At 73.6% G+C, this 2365-nt stretch carries 2 protein-coding genes; both read left to right on the top strand.

From position 1 onward, the window contains the following. The coding region (locus AB0J52_RS36595) for a mannosyltransferase YkcB-related protein (RefSeq protein ID WP_500187496.1) at positions 1-682 on the top strand (682 nt) is incomplete at its 5' end. Positions 683-765: 83 nt separating this feature from the next. Continuing rightward, the coding region (locus AB0J52_RS36600; RefSeq protein ID WP_500187497.1) for a glycosyltransferase family 39 protein at positions 766-2365 on the top strand (1600 nt) is incomplete at its 3' end.

A 2365-nucleotide genomic window follows, 5' to 3' on the forward strand; every position in this document is an offset into this window, starting at 1 on the left:
GTCCGCGCCGGTGAACGGCACCAATCCGCTGGCCGGGCCGGACTCCGGCCGCGGCTTCGGCCCGGGTGGCCGGATGGGCGGTCGCGGCGGCGCGGGGATGCGCGGGTTCGAAGGCATGCCTCCGGGCGGCGGCGGCCTGCCGGGTGGGCCGGGGCAGGGCGGCTTCCCGGAACTCGGGCAGCCGCCGGGCGGATCGGCCTCAGGCGGGCCGTCCTCGGGCGAGCCGTCATCAGGCGGCAGGCCGACCGGGAGCGGACGCCGGGGCTTCGGCGGACCGGGCGGCGAGGTCAGCGAACAGATGGTCTCTTACCTGGAGAAACACCAGGAGGGCGCGCAGTGGCTCGTCGCGGTCGCCAACGCCCAGGCGGCGTCCTCGATCATCCTGAAGACGGGCCGGCCGGTGATCGCGATGGGCGGGTTCATCGGCACCGACAACGCGATGACGGTGGCCAAGCTCCAGTCGCATGTCCGGGAGGGGAAGCTGCATTACATCGTGACGTCCGAGTACGGCGGGAGGGGCCCGGGCGGGTCCGGGACGTCCGAGGCGGTCACGGCGTGGGTGAAGCAGCACGGGACGCTCGTCCAGCCCAGCGAGTACGGCGGGTCCGGCTCGTCGGAGGCGGCATCGGGCGGGTTCGGGCCGATGGGTTCCGGGACGACGCAGCTGTACCGGCTCGGCTGACGGTTTCTTTGGGATCGAAGCGCGGGACCGGCCCTGTCTTGATGTCGAGCCGGGGCCGGTCCCGCGATGGGGGGATGGAAGCGATGACGGCTTTGTTGGTGGACGAGGCGTCGGCGGCGCGTCCGGGAGGCGGGCGGATGCCGTGGGCGAGGCGGTTGCTGAAGGGCGATCCGGACGATCCAGGGTGGGCGCGTCCGGCACTGTGGGTGCTGCTGGCGGTGACGGCGGTGCTGTACCTGTGGGGCCTGGGCGCCTCGGGATGGGCCAACGCGTTCTACGCGGCGGCGGCCCAGGCCGGGTCGGTGAGCTGGAAGGCGATGTTCTTCGGCGCGTCCGACGCGGCGGGCGCGATCACCGTGGACAAGACGCCGCTCGCGCTGTGGCCGATGGCGCTGTCGGCGCGGCTGTTCGGCGTGAACTCCTGGAGCCTGCTGGCGCCGCAGGCGCTGATGGGCGTCGGGACGGTCGCGGTGGTGCACGCGTCGGTGCGGCGGGCGCTGGCCGGTGAGGCCGGGCGCGCGGTCGCGGCCGGTGCTGGGCTGCTGGCCGGTGCGGTGCTGGCGGTGACGCCGGTGGCGGTGCTGATGTTCCGGTTCAACAATCCGGACGCGCTGCTGGTGCTGTTGCTGAGCGTGGGCGCGTATGCGCTGGTGCGGGCGCAGGAGCGGGCGGCGACGGGCTGGCTGCTGGTCGCGGCGGCGGCCGTCGGGTCGGGTTTTCTGGCGAAGATGCTGCAGGCCTTCTTGGTGCTTCCGGTATTCGCGCTGGTGTACCTGGTGGCCGCGCCGACACGGTTGCGGCGGCGGTTGTGGCAGTTGGCCGCGGCCGGTGGGGTGTTGCTGGTGTCGGCGGGCTGGTGGGTCGCGGTGGTCGCGCTCGTCCCGGCGTCGTCGCGTCCCTTCATCGGCGGGTCGCAGCACAACAGCGTGCTGGAGCTGGCGCTCGGCTACAACGGCCTGGGCCGGCTGAACGGGAACGAGACGGGCGGGCTGGGCAACACGAACGGCGACGCGGGTTGGCTGCGGATGTTCGGGACGCAGGTCGGAGGGCAGATCGCGTGGTTGCTTCCGGCGGCGCTGCTGCTGCTCGCAGCGGGCCTGTGGGCGGTGCGGCGGACGCCGCGAACCAGTGCCGCGCGGGCGTCGCTGATGGTCTGGGGCGGCTGGCTGCTGGTGACCGGGCTGGTGTTCAGCCTGATGCAGGGCATCTTCCACGAGTACTACACGGTGGCGCTGGCTCCAGCGGTCGCGGCGTTGGTGGGCTTGGGCGCCGGGCTGATTTGGCCGCGCCGACACGTCCCGGCGTGGGCTGCGGTGCTGGCCGGAACCGTGTTGGTTTCGGCCGTGTGGGCCTGCGAACTGCTTCACCGCACGCCGCAGTGGCGGCCGTGGCTGACGGGCGTGGTGGTCGTCGCCGCACTGGCGGCACTGGCCTTGATAGCGGCCTCAGCTTCGAGCGCCCCCCTAACTGGACGCCGAGCGCGGGTCCTGGCCGGGGCAACGCTGGTGGCCTCTGCCGTGACGGTGTTCGCCGGTCCGGTGGCGTACGCGCTGGACACGGCGTCCACTCCCCCCACGGGAGCGATCGTGACGGCCGGACCGTCCACGGGGCGCGGCCCAGGCGGCTTCGGCGGCCCGAGGCGGACGCGCGGTGGCGGCCAGGGGCCATGGGCACGCGGCGGTA

Origin of the sequence: Spirillospora sp. NPDC049652 (genome assembly GCF_040675125.1) — a bacterium.
In the GTDB taxonomy this organism is placed as follows: Bacteria; Actinomycetota; Actinomycetes; order Streptosporangiales; family Streptosporangiaceae; genus Spirillospora.